21 protein-coding genes are annotated in these 24,367 nt (G+C 59.2%); 5 read left to right on the top strand and 16 right to left on the bottom strand.

Going from position 1 to position 24,367, the window contains the following annotated elements; all coding sequences use genetic code 11:
- The first annotated feature begins 5 nt into the window (after window positions 1-5).
- The 3 genes from SB725_RS06560 (at window position 6) to SB725_RS06570 (ending at window position 1,904) form a co-directional block, all read left to right on the top strand.
- Window positions 6-350 (top strand): hypothetical protein, encoded by a 345-nt coding sequence (locus SB725_RS06560; RefSeq protein ID WP_027924947.1) that lies wholly within the window; start codon window positions 6-8, stop codon window positions 348-350.
- A gap of 307 nt (window positions 351-657) precedes the next feature.
- Window positions 658-1,059, top strand: a complete 402-nt coding sequence (locus tag SB725_RS06565; RefSeq protein WP_027924946.1) for a DUF4398 domain-containing protein — start codon at window positions 658-660, stop codon at window positions 1,057-1,059.
- Between the two features lie 56 nt (window positions 1,060-1,115).
- Window positions 1,116-1,904 carry an OmpA family protein gene (locus SB725_RS06570; protein ID WP_059181555.1) on the top strand — a complete coding sequence of 263 codons (789 nt, stop codon included), beginning with the start codon at window positions 1,116-1,118 and terminating at the stop codon, window positions 1,902-1,904.
- 192 nt (window positions 1,905-2,096) lie between these two features.
- Here SB725_RS06570 and SB725_RS06575 read toward each other — a convergent pair whose 3' ends face one another.
- The 16 genes from SB725_RS06575 to SB725_RS06650 all read right to left on the bottom strand — a co-directional run bounded on the left by SB725_RS06575 (window position 2,097) and on the right by SB725_RS06650 (window position 21,662).
- Window positions 2,097-2,426, bottom strand: a complete 330-nt coding sequence (locus tag SB725_RS06575) for a hypothetical protein (RefSeq protein ID WP_027924944.1) — start codon at window positions 2,424-2,426, stop codon at window positions 2,097-2,099.
- Window positions 2,423-3,337, bottom strand: a complete 915-nt coding sequence (locus tag SB725_RS06580) for an alpha/beta hydrolase (protein WP_027924943.1) — start codon at window positions 3,335-3,337, stop codon at window positions 2,423-2,425. Before SB725_RS06580 ends, SB725_RS06575 begins: the two co-directional genes overlap by 4 nt.
- 151 nt (window positions 3,338-3,488) lie before the next feature.
- Window positions 3,489-4,766, bottom strand: coding sequence for a flavohemoglobin expression-modulating QEGLA motif protein (locus SB725_RS06585; protein ID WP_027924942.1), 1,278 nt, complete (start codon window positions 4,764-4,766; stop codon window positions 3,489-3,491).
- 36 nt (window positions 4,767-4,802) lie between these two features.
- Window positions 4,803-5,357, bottom strand: coding sequence for a hypothetical protein (locus SB725_RS06590; protein WP_027924941.1), 555 nt, complete (start codon window positions 5,355-5,357; stop codon window positions 4,803-4,805).
- A 175-nt stretch (window positions 5,358-5,532) separates the two neighbouring features.
- Window positions 5,533-6,249, bottom strand: a complete 717-nt coding sequence (locus SB725_RS06595) for a TetR/AcrR family transcriptional regulator (protein ID WP_027924940.1) — start codon at window positions 6,247-6,249, stop codon at window positions 5,533-5,535.
- Window positions 6,250-6,348: 99 nt separating this feature from the next.
- Window positions 6,349-7,851, bottom strand: a complete 1,503-nt coding sequence (gene lysS, locus SB725_RS06600; RefSeq protein WP_410921448.1) for a lysine--tRNA ligase — start codon at window positions 7,849-7,851, stop codon at window positions 6,349-6,351.
- 71 nt (window positions 7,852-7,922) lie between these two features.
- A protein-coding gene (gene prfB, locus SB725_RS06605; RefSeq protein WP_155953740.1) for a peptide chain release factor 2 occupies window positions 7,923-9,018 on the bottom strand; the annotation gives its coding sequence in 2 pieces (ribosomal slippage) (window positions 7,923-8,945 and window positions 8,947-9,018; 1,095 coding nt in all).
- Window positions 9,019-9,288: 270 nt separating this feature from the next.
- Window positions 9,289-10,290: a PleD family two-component system response regulator gene (locus tag SB725_RS06610; protein WP_027924937.1), complete on the bottom strand. Its 1,002-nt coding sequence runs from the start codon at window positions 10,288-10,290 to the stop codon at window positions 9,289-9,291.
- Window positions 10,291-10,338: 48 nt separating this feature from the next.
- Entirely contained in the window at window positions 10,339-11,349 is a 1,011-nt protein-coding gene (locus SB725_RS06615; RefSeq protein WP_410921449.1) for a chemotaxis response regulator protein-glutamate methylesterase, read from the bottom strand.
- A complete protein-coding gene (locus SB725_RS06620; RefSeq protein WP_410921450.1) occupies window positions 11,346-13,616 on the bottom strand; it encodes a hybrid sensor histidine kinase/response regulator in 2,271 nt (756 codons plus the stop codon). Before SB725_RS06620 ends, SB725_RS06615 begins: the two co-directional genes overlap by 4 nt.
- On the bottom strand, window positions 13,613-14,296 hold the full coding sequence (locus SB725_RS06625; RefSeq protein ID WP_027924934.1) for a chemotaxis protein CheW: 684 nt from the start codon (window positions 14,294-14,296) through the stop codon (window positions 13,613-13,615). Before SB725_RS06625 ends, SB725_RS06620 begins: the two co-directional genes overlap by 4 nt.
- Window positions 14,293-15,555, bottom strand: coding sequence for a CheR family methyltransferase (locus tag SB725_RS06630; protein WP_027924933.1), 1,263 nt, complete (start codon window positions 15,553-15,555; stop codon window positions 14,293-14,295). Before SB725_RS06630 ends, SB725_RS06625 begins: the two co-directional genes overlap by 4 nt.
- A complete protein-coding gene (locus SB725_RS06635; protein WP_027924932.1) occupies window positions 15,552-16,088 on the bottom strand; it encodes a chemotaxis protein CheW in 537 nt (178 codons plus the stop codon). Before SB725_RS06635 ends, SB725_RS06630 begins: the two co-directional genes overlap by 4 nt.
- Entirely contained in the window at window positions 16,088-17,710 is a 1,623-nt protein-coding gene (locus SB725_RS06640; RefSeq protein ID WP_410921451.1) for a methyl-accepting chemotaxis protein, read from the bottom strand. The genes SB725_RS06635 and SB725_RS06640 overlap by 1 nt, the downstream gene beginning before the upstream one ends.
- A 367-nt stretch (window positions 17,711-18,077) precedes the next feature.
- Complete coding sequence (locus SB725_RS06645; RefSeq protein ID WP_410921452.1) at window positions 18,078-20,747, bottom strand: YncE family protein; 2,670 nt, start codon at window positions 20,745-20,747, stop codon at window positions 18,078-18,080.
- A gap of 231 nt (window positions 20,748-20,978) precedes the next feature.
- Complete coding sequence (locus SB725_RS06650; protein ID WP_027924929.1) at window positions 20,979-21,662, bottom strand: tellurite resistance TerB family protein; 684 nt, start codon at window positions 21,660-21,662, stop codon at window positions 20,979-20,981.
- Between the two features lie 176 nt (window positions 21,663-21,838).
- Between SB725_RS06650 and SB725_RS06655 the strand changes: the two genes are divergently transcribed.
- On the top strand, window positions 21,839-22,753 hold the full coding sequence (locus SB725_RS06655; protein WP_027924928.1) for a LysR family transcriptional regulator: 915 nt from the start codon (window positions 21,839-21,841) through the stop codon (window positions 22,751-22,753).
- A gap of 102 nt (window positions 22,754-22,855) precedes the next feature.
- Window positions 22,856-24,343, top strand: a complete 1,488-nt coding sequence (locus SB725_RS06660; RefSeq protein WP_081743987.1) for a gamma-aminobutyraldehyde dehydrogenase — start codon at window positions 22,856-22,858, stop codon at window positions 24,341-24,343.
- The last annotated feature ends 24 nt before the right edge of the window (window positions 24,344-24,367 follow it).

A 24,367-nucleotide genomic window follows, 5' to 3' on the forward strand; every position in this document is an offset into this window, starting at 1 on the left:
TCACTATGAAAATTCGCGAGCTTGCCCAGCATTGGGAAGAAAACGCCAAGGGTCGCCTGACCGAGACGGGCTACACGATTCACCTGGACGTGGAAGCCGCCGCACGGCTGGCGGCCATTACCGAGATGTACCCCAAACGCCAACCTGAAGAACTGCTCGGCGAGCTGATTGGCGCCGCCCTGGAAGAGCTGGAAAAAAGCTTTCCGTATGTGAAGGGCTCGACCGTTGTGGCGACTGATGAAGAAGGTGATCCGCTGTACGAAGACGTCGGTCCTACACCGCGTTTTCTCGCATTGTCGCGGCGGCATTTGCATGATTTGTCGGTCGGTAGTGACAAGCAGAAACACTGATCCTGCTGATGTAAAACTGTGGGAGCCCTGTGGCAAGGGGGCTCCTACAGGGAAGTAATACCCATCAAAAAACGTGAATTCCTGAGCGATAAAAAGCCCCGGAATACCGCCTCTCGCCGCCAAAGTTCCCGATATAGAGCCTTTCGTGCTTTTTCGCAGGCACGGTGAATTTCTCTGAACTTTTAAAAAATGCCTTTGGTCGTAACCAGTAACCACGCCTGGTACGGTCGTCTCATTTTGCACATCACGTCAGTCGGTTACGGCTCCATACCAGGATGGATATTCAAGTTTTACAGGAGTAATTCCAATGGAGTTGAAGACTATGAAAACCACCTCATCCACCCACTTGCGTGGCCTGAAACTGGCTGCCCTGGCAATTGGCAGCAGTTTCATTCTGGCCGGTTGCGCCGGTAACCCGCCGACCGAGCAATACGCGGTCACCCAATCCGCCGTCAATGACGCGGTCAGTGCCGGCGGCACCGAGTTTGCGGCTGTGGAGATGAAGTCCGCTCAAGACAAATTCAAACAAGCCGAAATCGCCATGCACGACAAAAAGTATGACGAGGCGCGGATGCTCGCCGAGCAAGCCGAGTGGGACGCTCGTGTGGCCGAACGCAAGGCTCAGGCGATGAAAGCTCAACAGACACTGAAGGACTCTCAGCAAGGTGTTCAGGAACTGCGTCAGGAAAGTCAGCGCACCGTGCAGTAAGCGCGCATCCAGACCCCGGACCTGAAGCTCTTACCGATTAAAAAGGACGAATGATTATGCGTACACAATTGATGATCCCCGCTCTCCTCGCCGCCAGTGTTGCCCTGGCTGCCTGCTCCACCCCGCCTAACGCGAACCTGGAACAGGCGCGCACCAACTACAGCGGCCTGCAAGCCAACCCGCAAGCGAGCAAAGTTGCGGCACTGGAAACCAAAGACGCCAGTGATTACCTGGACAAAGCCGATCAGGCGTACCGCGACAAGCAAGACGCGGCCAAGGTCGATCAACTGGCTTACCTGACCAATCAGCGCGTTGAAGTGGCCAAGCAGACCATCGCCCTGCGCACCGCTGAAGCCAACTTGAAAAACGCTTCGGCCCAACGTGCCCAGGCGCGTCTGGATGCGCGTGACACGCAGATCAAGCAGTTGCAGGCCAGCCTTAACGCCAAGCAAACCGACCGCGGCACCTTGGTGACGTTTGGTGATGTGTTGTTTGCCACCGACCACGCAGACCTGAAGCCCAGCGGTCTGGCGAACATCAACAAACTGTCGCAGTTCCTCTCGGAAAACCCGGATCGCAAAGTGATCGTCGAGGGTTACACCGACAGCACCGGCACCGAGGGCCACAACCAGTCGCTGTCGGAGCGTCGGGCCGATTCGGTGCGCACGGCACTGGTGAAAATGGGCGTTGATCCGGCGCGCATCGTGGCTCAGGGGTATGGCAAGGAATACCCGGTTGCTGAAAACAATAGCGTGTCGGGCCGGGCGATGAACCGTCGGGTGGAGGTGACCATTTCCAATGATAACCAGCCGGTGATTCCGCGTTCGGCGGTTAGCTCGAACTAAGTAACATCTGCTTAAACAAAAAGCCCCGGCTGATGGCTCAGTCGGGGCTTTTTCATGGAGCAAAAAACAAATCCTGTAGGAGTGAGCCTGCTCGCGAAAGCTATTCAACATTCAAAATATGTTTTTGCAGACTCGCCGCCTTCGCGAGCAGGCTCGCTCCCACAGAGGAAATTTGGTGCTCGCAAAATGGGGTTACTGCTCCAGCTTCTGCGGGGTTTCCTGCCCCATGCAACGCACCGCCTTTTTCTTGCTGTCGACCAGCACACCGGTCAGGCCTTTTTGCTCGGTATCAAACAGCACCAGCACGCCATCAATGCACTGCGCCACTTGCGCGGCAGGCTCCAGGGAGACTTTGTAGTCCTCGCCCGGCATGGTCTTGAGCATGGTGAATTCGTTGAGCAGCAACGCGTCCTCAGGCTTGGCGAAATGCAGGTAACCGTAGTACCACAAGGCACCCACGGTGCCGAGGATGCTGCAGATACCGGTGATGATCAGCGGGATGGCGTTACGTTCTTCACTCATTGCGGGCTCTCTGGTGGTTCATCTTCTGAATTCGGGGGTGCCGGGTAATTGGGGATTTCACCCAGGCGGCGCAGGCCGTTGAAATGCTGCGGGTCGTCGAGATAACGCAGCATGACTTTTCGCCAGACCGGGTCGGCGAACGTCTGCACATGACCGCCTCGGGTCAGTTGCAGCACACGCGGCGGCGGCGCAGCTTGATACAGACGGATGCCGTTGGAAAGGGGCACGATTGGATCGTCGATGCTGTGATAGAGCAGTTTCGGCACGCTTTTGAGCTGCGGCATCGAGTAGATCGCGCTTTCATCGTCCGGCACCAGCCAGGACAACGGCACCTGGAACGGCCAGGTCAGCCATGAAGTGCTCAAGGCAAATTGGCCGACGCTGCGATAGCTGGCCGGTGCTCCGTCGAGGACCAGGGCCGTGAGCTGTTTCTCACGTTCGGGGTGTTGAACCAGGTAGTGCACAGCCATCGAGCCGCCGAGGCTTTGGCCAAGCAGGATCAGCGGTTTGCCTTTGACTTCGGGGGCCTGGTCGAGCCATTTGAACGCGGCGTCGATGTCCTGATAGATCGCCGGCAGGCTCGGTTTCCCTTCGGATAAACCGTAGCCGCGATAGTCGATCAGCAGCACTTGATAACCTGCCTTGGGTAGCCACCAGCTCCCACCCAGATGCATCGGCAAGTTGCCGCCATTGCCATGCAGGTGCAGCACCGTGCCTTTGACGTCGACACCCTTTTTGGCCGGCAACCACCAGGCGTTGAGCTTGAGACCGTCGGCAGTGACGAGGGTGACTTCGCGGTATTCGAGATGAGCTTTTTCCGGGGTGAACAACTGGCCGGGCTCGGGGTAGAACAGCAGGGAGCTGCAACCGCTCAAGGTCAGAAGCAGGCAAACCATGCCGAGGAATCTCATCCGTTGAAACCTCGCAAAATTCAGAATTGAAAATACACATCCCCTTGTAGGAGTGAGCCTGCTCGCGATAGCGGTGTGTCAGCCAACATCAATGTTGAATGTTGAACCGCAATCGCGAGCAGGCTCACGCCTACAGGGGTATTCGTGATCGTTAGAGGATGTTGGAGTAATCCGCTTCAATCCGGTCCAGGCTCAAATGGTTAAGGAAGTTGGAGAAGCACATCCACGCCGACAGCGCGTTCAGGTCGCGGAACTGATCCGGCAAATACTTCGGCGGCACCACCAACCCTTCATCAACCAACTGGCGCAGCGTGCGCATGTCTTCCAGCGTGGTCTTGCCGCAAAACAGCAGCGGGATCTGCTCAAGCTTGCCTTTACGCACGGCCAACTGAATGTAGTTGTAAACCATGATGAAGCCCTTGAGGTAGGACAAGTCTTTGGTAAATGGCAGACCGTCGGGCACCGAACCACGGAATACCCGGCTGGCGTTGCCGTAGCTTTCCGCCATTTCGAAGCCTTGCTCGCGGAAGAACTCGTAGATCTGCAGGAAGTCCGCGCCCTCCTCCACCATGTGAATGGCGCGGGTACGGTTGGTGAGTTTGCGCAGGCGACTCGGGTAGGACGCGAAGGTGATGATTTCCATCAGGATCGCCAAACCTTCCTGGGTCACCGTCGACGACGGCGGGCCCTTGGACAGGAAGGTGCAGATCGGCTGGTTCAACCCGTTGAGCGTGGTGCCGACATGCACCAGCCCTTCGTGGACTTCCAGGGCGCGCACGTCACGGTCGTTGAACATCGCATCGGCGCGGATCTTGATGTAGTCCGCACCGGCCGCCGCATCGGCGACGATCCCGTCGGACTCGAACACCCGAATGGTTTCCTCGGCTTCGCCAAAGACCTTGTTCAAGCGGGTTTGCAGCAGGTGCACGGCTTCCTTGGCCGTAAGGATTTTTGGCTCATCCTTGAGATCGCCACGGCCGTCGATGTTGTTCAGGTAATCGGAAAGCATCAGCCCCAGATCGGCCAGAGTCGGGTCACCGGCGTGGAACGCGTCGGACGCAGCACCGTACAGTTCCTGGGAAATCAGGCCAAAATCCTCGGTGCCGCGCGCTTCCAGCATGCGCACCACCATCCGGTATTCCTTGCACATGCGGCGCATGATCTGGCCGACCGGGTTGAACTGGCCGAGCTGGCGGGTAATGTCGCGCTCGATGTTCTGGAACTCCAGTTTCACTTTGCTGGAGTCGAACGTCAGTGGCCGATTGAGGTAGTAATCGCGGTCCACCGCCGGCATTTCCTTGCCCTTGGCCTTGAGGAATCCCTTGCGGATGCTGTCGTCCCACTTGACCGCATCGAGGACGCGAATCGGCGTCTGCGCCAGCACAATGCGATCGGACAAAATGCGTATCGTCTGCTGGTAATCGTCCACCCGAAACTCCTGTAGAAAAACCGTTATGTGCTGAGTCTATTTGCTGTTGGCCAGGCGTTGATAGCGCACCGCTTCGACGAAGACATCGGAATTGGCCGGATCGTCGAGGTAACTGAAGACCTGATCCAGTGCGTTGTCGACCAATACGCCGTCGCCGTCGTCGGTCTGAAAACCTTCGCCGCTCAAGACTTTTTGTCCGAGTGCCTGGTTGATTTGCTCGAGGTCGAGGTTGTAGACCACCAATTCATGTTTGTCCGTGAGTTCGAAACCGGCAATGGTGAAATGGCCGCCGTATTTGGCTGGCACTTTCGCCGACAGGTACCAGCGGCTGCCATGGCGCGAGACGGTGAAGGGATAGGCTTCGCGTTCGCCGGGTTTGGCCTTGAAGTAGCTGACCGCCTGATAACGATGGTCACCGATGCGCGTCAGTTCCAAGTTCATCGGCTCGCCCCAGGCGTTAGTGCTGGTCCATTTGCCGAGCAAACCTTTGGGCGCGGGGTCGCTCGCGGGCAGCGGTTCCTTGAAGGTCACCAGACAGCCACTGAGCAGCAGGAACGACAAGGCGATCACGATGACGCGCCAGGCTTTCATTCAACACTCCCTATGAACACGCAGTCCTGTAGCAGCTGCCGAAGGCTGCGTTCGGCTGCGAAGCAGTCGTAAACTCTGAATCCCGAATCAACCTGAAGGAACACGGTGGCAGGTTTTACGACGACTTCGTCGCCGAACGCAGCCTTCGCCAGCGGCTACGGGGACCGTGCTCAACTCACACCGACGCGAGTACCAAGTGCATGTAGCGATTGAGGATACCGAGCATTTCTTCTTCACCCACAGGCTCGGCGTCGTTGAGCAGGCCCTGATATTCCATCCGTCCGATAATCGCCGTCAACACTTTGGCATCCTCTCGTGGCTCACGCGAACCCAACACCTCGAAAAGCTGGCAGGTGCCCTGGAGGAGAATCTGCTGATGCGAGCGCACCAATTCCGCCAGGCGCGGGTTCAACAAGGCCTCCTGACGGAACGCCTGTTCAGCCATCAAGTGTTCGCGACGGTTGATCAATTGCCGGTGAACATAGTCCGTCATCAACCGTGCAATGTCGTCCGCCAGCTGGGAGCGCGCCTCGGGGCTGCCGTCGCCGCTGATCACCATCTCGCGCAGCAAGCCCTCATTGTTCACCCACAACTTGGCCATGAACGCCGCGCTGCGCTCCACGTATTGGGCAAAGGTATCGGTGAGCAAGTCATCGATGTCCTTGAAATAGTAGGTGGTGGCCGACAACGGCACGCCGGCCTCGGCCGCCACCGCGCGGTGGCGCACGGCCCGCACGCCATCGCGCACGACAATGCGCATCGCCGCATCGAGAATGTCCTGTCGACGCTGCTCGCTGCCCTGTCGGCTGGCCTTGCGGCCCTGGTACTGAACACTTTCAGCGACCGCAGTGGCGATACCCGCTGCACCTTCTTGAGCCATTGCACGATTCACGACAGGTCTTTCCTCTCAGATGAAAGCAATAAATTGATACGTTTGTACCAGACAGGCAATAAAAAGCCGCCTGAAAAGGCGGCTTTTTAATTGAAACACTTACGCTTGCGGCCGCATGTGCGGGAACAGGATCACGTCGCGGATCGACGGGGAGTTGGTCAGCAGCATCACCAGACGGTCGATACCGATACCTTCACCCGCCGTTGGCGGCATGCCGTACTCCAGCGCGCGAACGAAGTCGGCGTCGTAGTGCATGGCTTCGTCGTCGCCCGCGTCCTTGTCGGCGACCTGCGCCATGAAGCGCTCGGCCTGGTCTTCCGCGTCGTTCAACTCGGAGTAGGCGTTGGCGATTTCACGGCCGCCGATGAACAGTTCGAAACGGTCGGTGACGTTCGGGTTGTCATCGTTGCGACGGGCCAGTGGCGACACTTCGAACGGGTACTGGGTAATGAAATGCGGCTGTTCCAGCTTGTGCTCGACCAGCTCTTCGAAAATCATCACTTGCAGCTTGCCCAGACCTTCGAAGCCCAGCACCTTGGCGCCGGCCTTCTTGGCGATGGCACGCGCCTTGTCGATGTCATTCAGATCGTCAGCGATCAGCTCAGGGTTGTACTTGAGGATCGAATCGAACACCGACAGACGTACGAACGGTTCGCCGAAGTGGAACACCTTGTCGCCGTAAGGCACGTCGGTGCTGCCCAGAACCAGCTGCGCCAGTTCGCGGAACAGTTCTTCGGTCAGGTCCATGTTGTCTTCGTAGTCGGCGTACGCCTGGTAGAACTCCAACATGGTGAATTCAGGGTTGTGACGAGTCGAAACGCCCTCGTTACGGAAGTTGCGGTTGATCTCGAACACTTTCTCGAAACCGCCGACAACGAGGCGCTTGAGGTACAACTCAGGCGCGATACGCAGGAACATTTCCATGTCCAGCGCGTTGTGGTGAGTCTCGAACGGCTTGGCTGCTGCGCCACCCGGGATGGTTTGCAGCATCGGCGTTTCGACTTCGAGGAAGTCACGCTGCATCAGGAAGCTGCGGATGTGCGCGATCACTTGCGAACGAACGCGGAAGGTCTGGCGCACTTCTTCGTTGACGATCAGGTCAACGTAACGCTGACGGTAGCGCTGTTCGGTGTCGGTCAGGCCGTGGTGCTTGTCCGGCAGCGGGCGCAGCGACTTGGTCAGCAGGCGCACGCTGGTCATTTCGACGTACAGGTCGCCCTTGCCCGAACGGGCCAGGGTGCCTTCGGCAGCAATGATGTCGCCCATGTCCCAGGTTTTCACCGCGGCCAGGGTGTCTTCGGACAGGGTTTTACGGTTGACGTAGACCTGGATGCGACCGGTCATGTCCTGGATCACCATGAACGAGCCACGGTTGAGCATGATGCGACCGGCAACCTTGACCGGGATTGCAGCCTCTGCCAGCTCTTCCTTGGTCTTGTCCGCGTACTGTTTCTGCAAGTCATTGCAGTAGTTGTCGCGGCGGAAGTCGTTCGGGAAGGCATTGCCCTTGGCGCGCTCGGCAGCAAGCTTTTCCTTGCGCAGGGCGATCAGGGAGTTTTCTTCCTGTTGCAGGGCTTGCGGGTCGAGTTCTAGGTCGCTCATGTCTTTAAAAATTCCATCACAGGTTCGTTGCCCCCACCGGTGGCAGGGGACTTGAGGTCTTGACTGGTGGTTTACAGGCCTTGTTTCAGGCTGGCCACCAGGTATTCGTCGATGTCGCCGTCGAGCACCTTGTCGCAGTCGCTGCGTTCGATGTTAGTGCGCAAATCCTTGATTCGCGACGCATCGAGTACATACGAGCGGATCTGGTGACCCCAGCCGATGTCGGACTTGGTGTCTTCCAGGGCCTGGGACGCGGCGTTGCGTTTCTGCACTTCCTGCTCGTACAAGCGCGCCCGCAACATTTTCATCGCGGTGTCTTTGTTGGCGTGCTGGGAGCGTTCGTTCTGGCAGCTGACCACGGTGTTGGTCGGTACGTGAGTAATACGTACGGCCGAGTCGGTGGTGTTTACGTGCTGACCACCGGCACCGGAGGAGCGGTAGGTGTCGATGCGCAGGTCCGACGGGTTGATGTCGATTTCGATGTTGTCATCGATTTCCGGCGACACGAACACGGCCGAGAACGAGGTGTGGCGGCGGTTGCCGGAGTCGAACGGGCTCTTGCGCACCAGACGGTGCACGCCGATCTCGGTCCGCAACCAGCCAAAGGCGTATTCGCCCTTGATGTGCACGGTCGCGCCCTTGATCCCGGCGACTTCACCGGCGGACAGTTCCATGATGGTCGCGTCGAAACCGCGTTTGTCAGCCCAGCGCAGGTACATGCGCAGCAGGATGTTGGCCCAGTCCTGGGCCTCGGTGCCACCGGAGCCGGCCTGGATGTCCAGGTAGGCGTTGTTGGCATCCATTTCACCGCTGAACATGCGACGGAATTCGAGTTTTTCCAGCGACTCGCGCAGGCGCTCGACTTCGGCGGCGACGTCATCGACGGCGGCCTGGTCTTCTTCTTCGGCGGACATCAGCAGCAGGTCTTTGGCGTCGGCCAGGCCGGAGTGCATTTCGTCGAGGGTTTCGACGATCTGCGCCAGCAGGGACCGCTCGCGGCCCAGTTCCTGAGCGTACGTCGGGTTGTTCCAGACAGACGGATCTTCAAGCTCGCGATTGACTTCAGTCAGACGCTCATGCTTTTGATCGTAGTCAAAGATACCCCCGAATAGTTTCGGAGCGCTCGGACAGGTCCTTGATACTGTTAAGGATCGGGTTGATTTCCATGGCGGGCAGCACTCGTTGGCGAACTTTTGAAAGCCGGCGAGTATAACGTAAACAGGCCTCCACGGCAGCCCGCCTGGCGGCTTTAGGCGCGAATGACTCAAACATTCCTGTAGCAGCGGTCGAGCCCCGCGAGGCCGCGTCCGAGGACGAAGTCCTCGCCAATCCTGCGCACACGGTTTGTCTGGAGGACCGCGCTGTACGGTTTTACGGCGGCTTCGCCGCCGGACGCAGCCTAGCAGGCTCGACAGCGGCTACAGGTCGTGCATTACCTCACTCGATCCCGACCTGATTGCGCCCATTGTTCTTCGCCAGGTACAGCCCCTTGTCCGCCGCCGAGATCAATTGCCGACAATCGCTGCCCGGTTGCGGGACCATGGTGGACAGGCCAATGCTGATGGTCAGGCTGGAGCCTTCGGTCGGCGAAAGGTGCGGAATCTTCAGTGCAGCCACGGTTTGGCGGAGTTTTTCCGCCACCAGGCGTGCACCGCCTGGCGTGGTGTTGGGCAGTACCAACGCAAACTCCTCGCCACCGTAACGGGCCGGCAGGTCAGACGGACGAGCGCTGGCGTCGCGGATCGCCGCCGCGACCTTGCGCAAGGCTTCGTCGCCTTCCAGATGACCGAAGCTGTCGTTGTAGGACTTGAAGTAATCCACATCGATCATCAGCAGCGACAGTTGGCTCTGGTCACGCAGCGAACGGCGCCACTCCAGCTCCAGGTATTCATCGAAATGCCGGCGATTCGACAGCCCGGTCAGGCCATCGGAATTCATCAGCCGCTGCAGCACCAGATTGGTGTCGAGCAGTTGCTGCTGGCTGACCCGCAACGCACGGTACGCCGCGTCACGCTGCAACAGCGTCATGTAGGAGCGCGAGTGATAGCGGATTCGTGCCACCAGCTCGATGTTGTCCGGCAGCTTGACCAGATAATCATTGGCCCCGGCGGCAAACGCCGCGCTCTTGACCAGCGGGTCTTCCTTGGTCGACAGGACAATGATCGGAATGTCCTTGGTCGCCGGATGATTACGGTACTCGCGCACCAGGCTCAAGCCGTCCAGACCCGGCATCACCAGATCCTGAAGAATCACCGTCGGCTTGATGCGGATCGCCTGCGCGATGGCCTGATGCGGGTCTGCGCAGAAGTGGAAGTCAATATTGTCTTCGTTCGACAACCCGCGACGCACCGCTTCGCCGATCATTGCCTGATCGTCCACCAACAACACCATGGCGGCGTTTTCGTCGGTTTTGAAGCCGTCGAGCTGTAAGTCATTCATGTGCGGTCACCTGAGTACTTCTTGGGCCAGGATTGCTGCTAATGGCGGTCATTTGGCGAATATCTCCAGCAATCGTGGCGCTATCTTGTCCAGTGGGCGAATCTCCATGGCGGCGTCGATGGCCGCGGCCGCTTTGGGCATTCCGTATACCGCACTGCTTTTCTGGTCCTGAGCGATGGTCAGGTAACCTTGTTGGCGCATGAGTTTAAGCCCCTGCGCGCCATCACGTCCCATACCCGTCAACAAAATCCCTACGGCGTCTCCGTTCCAGTAATTGGCCACACTCTCGAAAAACACATCGATCGAGGGCCGGTAGATTTCGTTGACCGGTTCGGCGGTGTAGGCCAGCGTGCCGTTTTTCAACAATCGAATATGGTGGTTGGTGCCGGCCAGCAACACGGTTCCGGCCTGAGGCGCTTCGCCCTCGACCGCCAGGCGCACATTCAAGCCACTGGCGCTACCGAGCCATTCAGCCATGCCGGCGGCGAACACCTGATCGACATGCTGTACCAGCACGATGGCCGCCGAAAAATCTCGCGGCAAGCCCTTGAGCAGAATTTCCAGCGCGGCCGGTCCGCCGGCGGATGAGCCGATGGCAATCAGGCGCTGGCGCGACCCAGCACTGCGCAACGGGCTCGGCACAGTTCGCTCGCGGTTACCCCGCTCGCCGATCAACCAGCCAATGTTCATGATCTTGCGCAACAACGGCGCCGCCGCTTCCTGGGCATTACCGGCGCCGAGCGCCGGGGTATCGACCACGTCCAGGGCGCCATGGCCCATGGCCTCGAACACCCGGTGTACGTTCTGCTGGCGATCGACGGTAACGATCACAATGGCACACGGCGTTTCGGCCATGATCCGCCGGGTGGCCTCGACCCCGTCCATCACCGGCATGATCAAATCCATCAGGATCAGGTCCGGTGTCTGCTCGGCACACTTTTGCACCGCTTCCTTGCCATCACTGGCGACCCAGATGACCTGGTGCGCCGGCTCAAACGCCAGGGCGCGGCGCAAGGCCTCCACCGCCATGGGCATGTCATTGACGATTGCGATTTTCATGCCCGTGCTCCACCGATGAGCTCAGCCACCGCATCAAGCAGGGCATCGTCATGAAAACTGGCTTTGGCTAGATAATAGTCGGCCCCGGCGTCCAGTCCACGACGGCGATCCTCTTCACGATCCTTGTACGACACCACCATCACCGGCAGCGATTGCAGGCGGTTGTCGCGGCGCAACAATGACACCAATTCGATGCCATCCATGCGCGGCATATCAATGTCGGTGATCAGCAGATCGAAATCCTCCGAACGCAGGGCGTTCCAGCCATCCATACCATCAACGGCCACCGCCACCTCGTAGCCGCGATTGAGCAGCAGCTTGCGTTGCAACTCGCGAACCGTCAGTGAGTCGTCGACCACCAGAATCCGCTTGCGCGCCGCCTCGACCGCTTGATTGCTGTGGCGGGCAATGCGTTCCAGGCGCCCGGTATCGAGCAACTTATCCACCGAGCGCAGCATGTCTTCGACGTCGACGATCAGCACCACCGAACCGTCGTCGAGCAACGCCCCGGCGGAGATGTCCTGCACCTTGCCCAGTCGCTCGTCCAGCGGCAATACCACTAACGTCCTCTCGCCGATAAAACGCTCGACCGCTACGCCGTAAATCGCTTCGCGCTCGCGGATGACCACGACCTTGAGGGTTTGCTGACTGTTCGGGTTGATCGGGCGCTGCAACAGTTGACTGGCCGCCACCAACCCGACATGCCGCCCCTCGTGCCAGAAGTGCTGCCGGCCTTCGACCTGCACGATGTCTTCCGGCTCGAGGTCGCACATGCGTTCGATGTGGGCCAGCGGAAACGCATAAGCCTCGCCTCCAACCTCCACCACCAGGCTGCGGACCACCGACAACGTCAGCGGCACTTCGAGGTGGAAACGACTGCCCTCGCCCGCCGTCTGCTCCAGCACCACCGCACCGCGCAACTGGCGGACCATGTGCTGCACCGCATCCAATCCCACGCCGCGCCCGGACACTTCGGTCACCGTGTCGCGCAGACTGAAACCGGGCAAGAATAAAAACGTCAGCAGCTCTTCTTCACTGAGTTGAGCGGCGGTTTGCGCTGGGGATAACTGCCGCTCGATGACCGTGCGACGGACCTTTTCCAGATCAACACCATGGCCGTCATCACTCAATTCCAACACCAGCAGTCCGGCTTGATGGGAGGCGCGCAGACGAATCACACCTTCCGCCGATTTACCGGCCAGCAGCCGCTGTTCCGGGGACTCGATGCCGTGATCCACAGCATTGCGCAGCAAGTGCGTCAGTGGCGCTTCGAGTTTTTCCAGGACGTCGCGGTCGACCTGGGTTTTCTCGCCCTCGATCTCCAGACGAACCTGTTTGCCCAGGTCCCGGCCCAAATCGCGAACCATGCGTACCTGCCCGGTCAACACATCGGCAAATGGGCGCATGCGACAGGCCAGCGCCGTGTCGTACAACACCTGTGCGCGTTGACTGGCCTGCCAGGCAAATTCATCCAGCTCGGCGTTTTTCTCGTTCAGCAGTTGCTGGGATTCCGCCAGCAACCGCCGTGCATCTGCGAGTGCTTCCTGGGCTTCCAGACTCAAGGCGTGATCCTTGAGATGGACGTTGAGGTTTTCCAGGGCCCGCAGACCGTTATTCTGCATGCGCTTGAGGCGCTGCATAGTCGCCAGGTGCGGCTTGAGGCGCTGGGTTTCCACCAGGGATTTGCTCGACAGGTCGAGCAGGCTGTTCAAGCGTTCGGCCGTCACGCGCAGCACGCGCTCACCGTTTTCGGTGGTGCGCTTGGTCTTTTGGGGAGCATCAACTGGCGCGGCAGGCGGCGGCTCAACCACCGGCACCGGCAGCTCGACGCGTGGTTGTTCGGATTGACGCCCGGCGATCAGCGGCGCGGCGTGCGCCAGAGGATCGAGTAACTGCGTCATCAACCCCACATACGTTTCGATATTCGCTGGCGTCACGCTGTTGTTGGGTGTGGCGATGCGCAGCAGCAGGTCGGTGCCTTGCAACAACGCGTCAATGTGCTCGGGACTCAGGTACAGGCGCCCTTCCTGAGCACTGACCAGACAGTCTTCCATCACATGGGCAACGTTGACCCCGGCGTCGACACCAACGATCCGCGCCGCACCCTTGAGCGAATGCGCCGCGCGCATGCAGGATTCGAGTTGATCGGCCTGGGTCGGATTGCGCTCCAATGCCAGCAGGCCTGCGCTCAGGACCTGGGTCTGGGCTTCGGCTTCCAGGCTGAACAGCTCCAGCAACGAGGCGTCGCGCATTTGCTCGGGGGTCATGCGAGGCTCCGGGTCACAGCAGACAGCAATTGTTCTTCATCCAGCCAACGCAAGCTACGACCTTTGAAGGGCAACACGCCGCGGGTGTACTTGCCGCTCGCCTGAGTGCCGGATTGTGAGACAGTCTCGAGAATGCGCTCGTCGATGGCATGAATCCCGTCGACCTCGTCCACCGGCACTACCACCGGCCCGCCATGGGCGGCGATGATCAACATGCGCGGCATGACCCTCGCGCTGGAAGCCACGTTGTGGGTGGCGTCGAGCCCGAGCAGTTCCACCAGCGACAGGCACGCGACCAATGCGCCGCGCACATTCGCCACGCCGAGCAAGGCCCGGGAACGCTGATGCGGCAAGGAATGAATGGCTTGCAACGGCGCCACTTCCATAAGGCTGCGAGTGGCCAGCGCCAGCCATTCTTCGCCGAGTCGAAACATCAGCAGCGATCGGGTTTTTATGTCCGATTCGACCGTCGCCGAGTGTTGCACGCGGTCGTCCTGCTGCAACGCATAGCGATCAAGCAAACGCGTGGCGGCGGCGGAGTACACCGCGCAGTTGCGGCAGTGAATGTGTTCGGCCAACAGCGGGCAGGACTTGTCACCGTGAATACCGATGCGGTTCCAGCAATCGTCAATGGCTTGGGCATCTTCATGGGTGACGTTCAAGGTGTCGGAGGCGCTCATCGTTTACGCTCACTGTCGGCGCGCCCGCTGCGGGCGGCGCGGTCCTGCAATCGTCTGGCACCCGCCGCATCGCCCTGGGATTGCAGCAAGGCTGCCAGGTGCATCAACGCGTCGGGATGTTGCGGTTCAAGGTACAACGCCTTGCGATAAAAACCTTGGGCTTCGAGGGCGTTGCCACTGACATCGCTGAGCAGTCCCAGCCAGTAAAACACCTGGGCGACCGGTTCGTGACTGCGTAAATACTGTTCGCACGCGATGCGCGCTTCAACACTTTTGCCTTCGTTGGCCAGCACGGCGATGTTCGCGAGCAACGCGGTGGCGTCCGAGGCTTTCGCCGTGACCGGGGGCGGAGTGAGGGTGGCGAACGGTCGATTGCGCACCGGTGGCGGAGGCACGCTGCGCGCCGATTGTCGCACCGGCAACGGGGCCGGCACGAACAGGGGAAACGGTTCTGGCTCCGGCACACGCTGACGGCTGAACGCAAACGACTGCGCAATGCCAATCGAACGCATGCCAAAACGCCCGAGCAAACCGCCCTCGGCCGGGCCGATAAACAGCACGCCGTCGACATGGGTCAGGCGCTTGAGCACCTCGAATACCTGCTGCTGAGTCGGCTGGTCGAAATAGATCAGCAAGTTGCGGCAGAACACAAAGTCATACGGCGGCTCGCTGGCCAGCAACGCCGGATCGAGCAGGTTGCCGACCTGCAAGCGCACCTGCTCAAGCACGCGATCACTGAGGCGATAGACGTCGCGTTCGGCGCTGAAATGCCGGTCACGAAAGGCAATGTCCTGACCGCGAAACGAGTTTTTGCCGTACAACGCACGCCGGGCTTTTTCCACCGACAGCGGGCTGACGTCCATACCTTCCACCTTGAACTGATGGGGCTTGAGTCCGGCATCGAGCAAGGCCATGGCGATGGAATAGGGTTCTTCGCCGGTTGAGCACGGCAGGCTGAGAATCCGCAGCGCGCGCATGTTGTTGATCTCGGCCAGGCGTTTGCTGGCCAGTTTCGCCAGCGTCGCGAACGATTCCGGGTAACGAAAAAACCAGGTCTCGGGCACGATCACCGCTTCGATCAGCGCCTGCTGTTCATCCTGCGACCCTTGCAGCGTGTGCCAATACTCGTCAGCCGTCAGCGCACGGGAGGCAATGCTGCGCTGACGCACTGCGCGCTCAATGATCGCCGGGCCGACCGACGTCACGTCGAGGCCGATACGCTCCTTGAGGAAATCGAAAAATCGTTGATCGCTGCTCATGGCCGCTCCTCAAGCAGCGCCGGATCGAGAGGCGGCGACGGGAACAACAGCGCGCGAACTTGATCATCGAGTAAATCGGCAACCCGCACCCATTGCAGCAAACCTTGCGCATCTTCGCGTACCGGCCCGAGGTAAGGCGCCTGGCGATTGTCCAGGCCATAGGGCTTGAAGTCCGCCGGGTTGCAACGCAGCGTGTCAGTCGCCTGCTCCAGAATCAGCCCCAGCCATTGCGTCGGGGTTGATTCATGTGGGCGGTAATTGACCAGCACCAGCCGCGTGCTGGTGCGGGCCTGCGCCGGTTGCCCGAAGGTCAGCGCACTGAGGTCGATCACCGGCACCACCGCGCCACGATAGGCAAACACCCCGGCGACCCAATGCGGTGCCTGGGCAATCGGTTTCAACGGCAGCCGCGGCAGCACTTCCGCCACTTCGATGGCCTGCAAGGCAAAGCGCTCGCTGCCGATGCGAAACACCAGGTACAACGATTGCTTGACCGGCACTCCGGCGCCGCGTTTAGCCGCGAGTTCGCTCATCAGACTTTGAATCGCGAAACGCCGCTGCGCAGGCCGACGGCCACCTGGCTCAGTTCGTCGATGGCAAAACTGGCCTGGCGCAACGACTCGACAGTCTGGCTGCTGGCATCACCCAACTGCACCAGCGCGTGGTTGATCTGTTCGGCGCCGGTGGCCTGGGCCTGCATGCCTTCGTTGACCATCAACACCCGCGGCGCCAGCGCCTGAACCTGGTGGATGATCTGCGACAGCTGCTCGCCGACCTGCTGCACTTCGGACATGCCACGGCGCACTTCTTCGGAGAATTTATCCATGCCCATGACCCCGGCCGATACCGCCGACTGGATCTCGCGCACCATTTGCTCGATGTCGTAAGTGGCCACGGCAGTCTGGTCCGCCAGACGCCGCACTTCAGTGGCTACCACGGCAAAACCGCGCCCGTATTCACCGGCCTTCTCGGCCTCGATGGCGGCGTTCAGCGACAACAGGTTGGTCTGGTCGGCGACTTTGACGATGGTCACCACCACCTGATTAATGTTGCCGGCCTTCTCGTTGAGGATCGCCAGTTTGGCGTTGACCAGATCGGCCGCGCCCATCACCGAGTGCATGGTGTCCTCCATGCGCGCCAGGCCTTGCTGCCCGGAACCGGCAAGCACCGAGGCCTGGTCGGCCGCGGTGGACACTTCGGTCATGGTGCGCACCAGATCACGGGAGGTCGCTGCGATTTCACGGGAGGTCGCGCCGATTTCCGTGGTGGTGGCGGCGGTTTCGGTGGCGGTGGCTTGTTGCTGCTTGGACGTGGCGGCGATCTCGGTGACCGAGGTGGTGACTTGTACCGATGAGCGCTGGGCCTGAGACACCAGCGACGTCAGCTCGGTCATCATGTCGTTGAAGCCGGTTTCCACCGCGCCGAATTCGTCCTTGCGCTCCAGGTTCAAACGACCGCTGAGGTCACCGGTGCGCATGATTTCGAGGATTTCCACGATCCGGTTCATCGGCGCCATGATCGCGCGCATCAGCAACAAACCGCAGAAACCGGCAGCCAATACCGCCACCAGCAGGGAAATACCCATGCTGATTTTTGCCTCAAGCACGGCATCGTCGATGGCGGCCATGTCGTTATCGGCCACGGTTTTGTTTTCGCGGATGATGTCATTGAGTTTCATCCGGCCGGCGGTCCACGCTGGGGTCAGCTGTTCGTTGAACAGCTTGATGGCGTCGGCTTCCTGATTGTTCTTATGCAGGTCGAGCACCTTCATCAGGATCTTCTGAAAATCCTCATGCAGTTTTTCGAAGGCCGCGATTTCGACCTTGTCCTCTTCCGTTGTGACCGTGGCACGGTAGTTATTGATCTGCTCCACCAGTCGCGCCTCGAACGCCTGGAAATCGGCGGCGTCCTCGGCACTGATGCCCTGACCTTCCTTGAGGCCGAGCATTTCCTGGGTCCGAAGGAAACTGTCGACCCAGGCGCTGCGAATCATCGAGCTGAAATACACCCCCGGCAACGCGTCATCGCGAACGCTTTGTTCACTGGCTTCGATCTTCAACAGCCGCGAATACGAGACGACCACCATCAACAGCATGATGGCGATGATCACCGCAAAACTCGCCAAGATGCGTTGGCGCAACGTCCAGTTCTTCACAGTCAGTCCTCGGGGGTCGTTCAAGTGCTGCGGAGTATAGCCGAGGGTGTTTCATTTATAAGACTAGGGACGCCAATTCTCGCCCTGGGTGGAGACCGTGGGATGACTGTGGGATCGGGAGAGGGTGTCGGTGGAGGATCGGAAGAAATGGGTCGTGGATGCGCCTGAGGGTGATGGGGTGAGGCTGAAGGCGTCTTCACGGGCAAGCACGGCTCCCACATTGAACCAAGTTGTCCGAATGGACGCGGTCCAATGCAAAAGCGCGCCTGCTCGCAAAGAGCGATGGCGGGGTTTAAGCGACTGATCAGTTCCCAAGAATAGACAATCAGCCATCTTATTAATGTGCGCGTACTTGCCTACAGGGTTACTAGACCTGAATAGCCGTGATAGATGTTTTGGATTTATAGGCAATATAGAGGCGGGAACCATCAGGACTACACCCTAGGGCACAGGGATCACCCTGGACCGGGAACGTCTTGACCTCCTTAAGGCTTAAGGAATCGAGAACCGTTACGGTTCCTTCACTGGCAAAAAAGAGTAGCCGCCCATCCGGACTCAAGGTAATCAGGCCCGGTTTCAAAACGTCGACCGACTGGATAGTGAGCAATGTTTCGGAGTTAATAACTCTGATCCTTGGGGAAGACCTATCATCGGCGTAAAGACGTTTACCGTCCGGACTTATTGCAATTGTATTTGCGTTCCAGCCTTGCGAGACGACTTTGACTAACGTGTCATTACTTGTATCAATGCTATATAGAGACCCACCAGCGAAAGTAAATATACGTCGACCGTCGGAACTCAGAATAATTGGACCACTGCTGCTCGGGCCTGGAATATCCTTTTCACGCTTAAACACGATATCGGTCTTTCTCAACCCTTGTTGACTTGTCACATAGGCATGAGCACCCTCCCGATCAAAGACACATCCCCCCGAGTTATAAGTATTCGTTGGAATCAGCACCTGCGTTCCAGTCGACAAATCATAAACTGTACGACTATAGCTGTGAGTGCTGCTTATAAAGACCTGATTGCTATCAAGTCCGATCGCAAAGTTAAAGGCGTTCAAACGCGCCACAGACTTGTCGGACATCTGCAAGGTCTCGGCATCGATAATTGCCAAACTGCCATTATCATTAGCGGGTTTCATCACGCATATCTTGGTCCCATCCGGGCTTACCATAAGCGTATGGTACCCATGACCAATATAAGTGTGTGGAACAAAGCCAAGATCTACTTCTCCAATCGCCCCTCTGGCCGTCACATTTAACTTCGCAATCACAGTTTTACCATTATATTCAGCCGTGATTGTGTAATTGGTGGCTGGCGCATCCGGCCCAGTCACCCCCCGGATGACCAACTCACCAAGTAAACTCGTCTTAAACTCACGCCGCCCTGTCGTGCCGTCCGAGTATCTGAAAATGCCCGGAATAGTCAAATGTACCGACGCCTCTCTGATGAAATTGCCCGTTTCGTCAACCAGTTTCAACGATATGTCGGTCAGGCGACCCAAGGGCGCAACGCGATAAGGTGCATTAATGAACTCCAGGATGGCTTTCATCCCGGCGGTGACTAGCGTGTAGTAGGTCAGCGTGAACGTCCTGATCGTGTCTACGTTTTCATTGGGGTAGAAGTCCACGCGCAGCCGCGCCCTCAACTGATGACCCGGCTTGAACAGCTCCAGCTCTTTACGTGGCACCACACCGTCTAGCCCGTTGTGGACCTCTTCCGGCGTCAAGGTTTTTCCCACAGCAATGGGGACAGTCTTGGGGTTGTCATCCATGCCAGTGCCCAAGACATGCAGCCAGTATTTTTGCCCCACTCCAATAAATGGCCAAGGTGCGCAGACGATCTTTGCATCGCCTGTAAACGCCCGCAGATCCACAGCGTTCGTCCCATAAGCCTCAACAATTTCCGGCTTGGGAAAATTCGTATCCGTCACATTGACGCTTTCGATTATAAGGGTCAGCGGCTCGGACCCGGTCTCCACGCCACCACTCAACAGAGTCCACGTGAACACCACCTCCCGGCCTGCGTTCGCCAGAATGAACGCCGGGGTCAGCTGGAAATTGGCGCGGAAGTTGGCATTGAACGCCACAAAGTTGAATACCGGTGTTCCTGCTCCCGCAGCTCCGCCCTTCACCACCAGTTTGGCTCTATCGCCGGGTTTGAAGCCTTTGGTCCAATCCACCCGGACCACGAAACCCGCGGTGTGCTTGCCGGGAAAGATCACATTGCCTGCCAGCGCTGGCACAAAAGGCGCAGGTGGGAGTTCAACTTTGGGCGTCAGGTCGACCTTGATCGAGAGGGCCGGCGATGGCAGTGAGTTTTGGGTACTGTTTCCCAGTTGGTCCTTGACCGTATAAAAAATCTTGAAGGTCAGGCTGTTGCCGCCGCCAATGAAAGCGGCTTTAGGCAGCAAGATGTCGAACCCGCCACCGATATCGCCCGCCGTCACAATGTGATTGAACGGAAATCCGTTGCAGTTTACGGTCACCACGTCGTGCAATTTGGCAAACGCGTAAGAGACGGTAAGCGGGACGCCTCGCTCGGCCGCTACCAGGTCGACACCGCTTTGTTTGACGTCCTCAGGCAGATCAATAACCAGCCCTTCGTGGATGTCTTGGTCGTCGACTATCGGGTCCAGACCACCTGGGCGATCCCTGCTGTACAGCACCCACAGATTGGGCGACGGCTCATCGCTGCCACCGATACGCTTGGCTACATAATTGAAATATTGCAGGCCATTGCGAAGCAGAGCCCTGGACACTTCGAACGTGGTGCGTTTTGTGACCGGATCGACCGTCACAGGGGCGTCGATGGGCGTGACACTGCCGTTGAGATGGAGTACCACAGAATCCGCCCCCGGAGAGGGCGGATCCACAACCACTTTCAGATGCCCGCCCCCTGTAAGCCTCAAAGGAACCCCTAACAGCGGCACTCCTGCAGTGGGGTCTTCGCTTTTGACGTCCGGCGTTGCATCGACAATGTAAGGGGGTGACAGCGCCAGGGTCTTGGAATCATTTGAAAGATCGGTCATCACACACGCTCCTTGTCGCGCCGCGAGAGAGCGGCGTAGGTAGCGGTATCAAATGCCTTAAATGATTTTCCAGCTACTGTCAGAATTAACAGGTACGTGGTGTTTTAAGACGAGCGGCACTGACTGAGTTATTCGTCTCATCCCCCCCACAAGCGATAAAACCCGCCCCACTTTTGCAAGAGCGGCGGATTATGAATAGGTAGTAGAGGCCGTTTCGAGAACCTTCGTCGGCTACATCGATGCCTGTCTCACCTGCCTCTCCAACTCCGCCTTCAACCCCGGTTCCAGCTTCAATTGCCGCGCCAACTCATCGAGGTAGGATTTCTCCATGAAGTTCTGCTCATCCACCAGCATCACGCTGGCGATATACATTTCGGCGGCCATTTCCGGGGTGCACGCAGCACGGGCGACGTCGGACGGGTCGAGCGGCTTGTTCAGTTCGGCGTGCAGCCAGTGCTGCAATTCTTGATCGTTGTCGAGTTTGGTGAATTCGCCTTCAATCAACGCACGTTCGCGCTCATCGATGTGGCCGTCGGCTTTGGCGGCGGCCACCAAGGCTTTGAGAATCGCCTGGCTGTGTAACTCGACCTGCGCCGCAGGCAAGCGGTCCAGGGTTTGCGGTTCGCTCTGCGAGGCAGTGCCTTGTTGGGCCTGCCAGTTGCCGAACGCCTTGTAGGCAATCACACCCAGTGCGGCGAGGCCACCATAGGTCAGCACCTTGCCGCCAACACGGCGGCCCGTTTTGCTGCCGAGCAACAGCCCCATGGCACCCGCCGCTATCGCACCGCCGCTGGCGCCCGAGAGCAAACCACCGAGCCCACCGCTGGACGCCTTGTTCTGATTGCCTCCAGCCTTGTTCTTCACCAGATCCTGACCGGACTTGAGCAGTTGATCGAGCAAACCACGGGTATTCATTTTGCCGTCTCCACGAAAGGGGTAACCGGCCACCAGCCTAGATCGAAAGTGGCCGCCCCCTGCCGGCGAGAGTGCTTCCAGATGTTGCTCATATCCTGTAACGCCCACAGGCCCATCGATTAAAACGATATACACTCAAGCAAATCTATAAAAACCGTCCACCGGGTACTTTCCCCATGATGACCCTGCGTCAGATTCGTCATTTTATCGCCGTGGCCGAGACCGGTTCGATCTCTGCCGCCGCGCAAACCGCGTTCATTTCCCAATCGACCTTGACCCTGGCGATTCAGCAACTGGAAGAAGAGATTGGCGTCGGCCTGTTCAACCGACACGCCAAGGGCATGAGCCTGACTCACCAGGGCCATCAGTTTCTGCGCCAGGCGCACCTGATTCTCGCCACCGTCGATAACGCCAAACGCAGCCTGCAACAGAGCACCGACCAGGTGGCCGGCCAGTTGATCATTGGCGTAACCAGCCTCGTGGCCGGTTACTACCTGGCGGATTTGCTCACCCGCTTTCAGCGCGCCTACCCCAACGTCGAGATCCGGGTGATGGAGGATGAACGCCCCTACATCGAGCATTTGCTGGTCAGCGGCGAGATCGACGTTGGTGTGCTGATCCTCTCCAACCTCGAAGACCGTCACGCCCTGCAAACCGAAGTCCTGACGCATTCGCCCCACCGTTTATGGCTGCCGGCGCAGCATCCATTGCTCGAACACGACAGCATCAACCTCGCCGACGTGGCGCGCGAACCGCTGATTCAACTGAACGTCGATGAAATGGACCGCAACGCCCAGCGCATGTGGTCCGCCGCTTCCCTGCAACCGCGCATCACCCTGAGAACCGCGTCAACGGAAGCCGTGCGAAGCCTGGTGGCCGCCGGTTTGGGCGTGTCGATCCAGCCTGACATGACCTATCGACCGTGGTCGCTGGAGGGCGACATCATTGAAGCGCGGCCGATTGCCGACTTGAGTCAGACCCTTGACGTCGGCCTGGCCTGGCGCCGCGGCACTGCGCGTCCGGCGCTGGTCGATCCTTTCCTGACCGTCGCCCGCGAGCAACCCCACGGCGGACGCAAGCCATCTATTTAATCGAACGCCACCTTCAGTATTTAGTATTTGTCGACCTCGGGTCCGCGCACTAGTCTTGCTGCATCTATATAAGACGGCCGGGCCCCAGTCACAGGGAGCAGCATGGCCACACAAGAAAAGAGAACCCGAAAAATGGCTGGCGCGCAGACCCCGTTGTTCACCGCGTTGTTGATCGATGGCGAATTGGTCGCAGGTCAGGGTTTTGTCGAACCGATCCTCAACCCCGCCACCGGGGAAGTGCTGACCCACATCGCCGAAGCCAGCACCGAGCAAGTCGAAGCCGCGATTCTCGCCGCGCATAACGCCTTTGCCAGTTGGTCGAGGACCACCCCGCAGCAACGCTCGAACCTGTTGCTGGACATCGCCAACGCCATCGAAAAACAAGCCGACCTCCTCGCCCGTCTCGAATCCCTGAACTGCGGCAAGCCGTTGCACCTGGCCCGCCAGGACGATTTGAGCGCGACGGTGGATGTGTTCCGCTTCTTTGCCGGTGCCGTGCGCTGCCAGACCGGCCAGCTCAGCGGCGAATACTTGCCGGGCTACACCAGCATGGTCCGTCGCGATCCTATCGGGGTCGTCGCGTCCATCGCGCCCTGGAACTACCCGATCATGATGGCCGCGTGGAAAATCGCCCCGGCCCTCGCCGCCGGCAACACGCTGGTGTTCAAACCGTCCGAACACACGCCGCTGTCGATCCTGGCCCTGGCCCCGGCACTGGCAGAAATCCTGCCGCGCGGCGTGATCAACATCGTCTGCGGCGGCGGTGAAGGCGTCGGCAGCCATTTGGTCAGCCACCCGAAAATCCGCATGGTGTCGCTGACCGGCGATATCGTCACCGGGCAAAAAATCCTCCAGGCCGCTGCCAAGACGTTGAAACGCACGCACCTTGAACTCGGTGGCAAAGCGCCGGTGATCGTCTGCAACGATGCGGACATTCAAGCGGTGGTCGAAGGCGTGCGCACTTACGGTTACTACAACGCCGGTCAGGATTGCACCGCCGCGTGCCGGATTTATGCACAAGCCGGGATTCATGACCGGTTGGTGGCCGAGCTCGGCGCGGCGGTCAGCAGCCTGCGCTTTGCCGGTAAACGCGACGCCGACAATGAAATCGGCCCGCTGATCAGCACCCGCCAGCGCGACCGCGTGGCCAGTTTCGTCGAACGCGCCCTCGGCCAGCCGCATATCGAACGGGTGACCGGCGCGGCAGTGCACTCCGGCGCTGGCTTCTACTACCAACCGACACTGCTGGCCGGCTGCAAGCAGAGCGATGAGATCGTCCAGCGCGAAGTGTTCGGGCCGGTGGTCACTGTGACCCGTTTCGATGGGCTCGAACAAGCGGTGGACTGGGCCAACGACTCGGAATACGGCCTCGCCTCCTCGGTCTGGACCCAGAACCTCGACAAGGCGATGCAGGTCGCTGCGCGTTTGCAGTACGGCTGCACCTGGATCAACAGCCATTTCATGCTGGTCAGCGAAATGCCCCATGGCGGCTTGAAGCGTTCGGGCTACGGCAAAGACTTATCCAGCGATTCGCTCCAGGACTACAGCGTGGTGCGCCACATCATGGCGCGCCACGGACAGCATCTCTGACTACGCTAATAACAAGCCGCTAAC

Origin of the sequence: Pseudomonas sp. SIMBA_041 (genome assembly GCF_046535095.1) — a bacterium.
Taxonomy (GTDB): Bacteria; Pseudomonadota; Gammaproteobacteria; order Pseudomonadales; family Pseudomonadaceae; genus Aquipseudomonas; species Aquipseudomonas mucoides.